1 protein-coding gene is annotated in these 2,165 nt (G+C 67.6%); it reads left to right on the top strand.

Going from position 1 to position 2,165, the window contains the following annotated elements; all coding sequences use genetic code 11:
- On the top strand, positions 1–2,165 hold a 2,165-nt coding region (mprF, locus tag JHD73_RS27575), incomplete at both ends, for a bifunctional lysylphosphatidylglycerol flippase/synthetase MprF (RefSeq protein ID WP_199033308.1).

Genomic DNA, 2,165 nt, shown 5'->3' with positions numbered 1-2,165 from the left:
GCGCTCAGCTATGTCGCCCTCACGGGCTACGACGCGTCCGGCCTGCGTTACGCCGGCGCACAGATGGCCCGGGGCACGGTCGCCACCACGTCTTTCATTGCCTATGCGTTGGGTAACACGATCGGCCTGGGTTCGCTTACGGCCGGGTCGGTGCGCACGCGCCTGTACTCGGCGGCCGGCCTGGATGCCGCCCGTGTGACCGAGGCGGTGGCCTTTGATGCGAGTGCACTGGGTGTGTCCACCACGGCCTTCGGCGCGGTCGGCTTGCTCTGGGGTGCCGCTCACATTGCTGACATCACGCACCTGCCTGCTGCGCTGCTGGAGGCGGTTGCGCTGCTGGTGCTGGCCGGTGTGATGGTGCTGTTGGCGCTGTGCATGCGGCAGCGCCACGTCACGCTGTTGGGCCGGTGGGAGATCCGCCTGCCGCCGCCGGGGCTGGCGGCGCGCCAGTTCGTGATTTCAGCGGCGGATATGGCCGCGGCTGCGGCAGCCCTGTGGGTGCTGATGCCGGCGGGGGCGGTTGACCTGCCGACCTTCGTTGCCTTCTACGCGCTGGCCGTCACGCTGGGTGTGTTGAGCCAGAGCCCGGGTGGCCTGGGCGTGTTCGAGGCGGTCATCCTGCTGGGTTGCAGCGGTCAGGCGCCGCCGGCCGAGGTGCTGGCCGCGCTGCTCGTCTACCGCGCCATCTATTTCCTGCTGCCGCTCATGGTGGCCGCTGCCATGCTGGGGGTGTTCGAGCTGCGCTCAGGGGCCGGGGCTCCATTCGGCCGCGCGGCGGTCAAGCTGTCGCCCGGCCTGCTGGCTGCACTGACCATGGTGGCGGGCGTGATGCTGCTCGTCTCCGGCGTGACCCCGGCCTCGGATGAAGCCGAAGACCTGCTGCGCATGCACGTGCCGCTGTTCGTGGTGGAGGCGTCGCACATGATCGGCAGCGTGGCGGGGCTCATCATGCTGTTTGTCGCGCGTGGCCTGCTGCACCGGCTGGACGCTGCGTGGTGGGCGGCGCTGGTGCTGTCGTTGCTTACCGGCGTGCTGGCGCTGCCCAAGGGCATTGCGGTGTCGGAGATGGTCGTGTTGGTCACGCTGGCAGTGCTGCTGGTCATCTCGCGCCGGCAGTTTGATCGGCCGTCGTCGCTGTTCTCGCAGCGGCTGGAGGTGGGCTGGCTGGTTGCCATGGCGTGCGTGTTTGCCGCCTGCGTGTGGATTCTCTTTTTCGCCTATCGCGAGGTGGCCTACGCTAACCAGCTCTGGTGGCAGTTCACTTTTGACGGCGATGCGCCGCGCTCCATTCGCGCACTGATGGCGGTGGCGGTCACGGGTCTGGGCTTCGGCATGTGGCAGCTCTTCCGCCGCGAGTCGGGCGAGACCCTTCGCCCGAGCACGGAAGAGTTGGCCCGCGCCGCAGAGATCATTCGCAAGCAGCCCGCCGCAGACGCCGTGCTGGCGCTGATGGGTGACAAGAGCCTGCTGTTCTCGCCGTCGGGCAACGCTTTCATCATGTATGCCAAGCAAGGACGTTCTTGGGTGGCGCTGGGCGACCCGGCTGGCGCGCAGCAGGAGTGGCCCGAACTGATCTGGCGTTTTATCGAGATGGCCGATGCGCACGGTGGCCGCGCAGCGTTCTATAAGACGCGCCCGCAAACGCTGCCGTTGTATCTCGATGCGGGCCTGCGTGCCTACAAGCTGGGCGAAGAGGCTTACGTGTCGCTGCCCGAGTTCAGCCTCAAGGGCTCGCGCCGCGCCAACCTGCGCCATGGCGTGACGCGCGGCGAGCGCGAAGGGCTGTCGTTCGAGATCGTGCCGGCCGAAGGTGTGCCGGCCGTGCTGGAAGAACTGCGCGCCATTTCCGATGAATGGCTGCACAACCAGAACGCGCGCGAGAAGGGCTTCTCGCTCGGCGCGTTTGAAGACCGCTATGTGCTCAGCCAACCGGTGGCCATCGTGCGGCGCGAGGGCGCCATCCTCGCCTTTGCCACGCTGATGTGTCCCGATGTGCTGCGCATTGAGGCAAGCGTTGACCTGATGCGCCAGCGCGGTACCGTGCCGCCGGGCACGATGGACTTCCTCTTCGGCAAGCTGATCCTGCACTTCCAGGCCGAGGGCTATCAGCGTTTCGGCCTGGGGATGGCGCCGATGTCGGGCATGGTCGAGCATGAGCTTGCGCC

The organism is Ralstonia sp. ASV6 (assembly GCF_016429285.1).
Taxonomy (GTDB): Bacteria; Pseudomonadota; Gammaproteobacteria; order Burkholderiales; family Burkholderiaceae; genus Ralstonia; species Ralstonia flaminis.
Note: the sequence above shows the minus strand (reverse complement) of the source record. Positions and strands in the feature narration are given on the sequence as shown.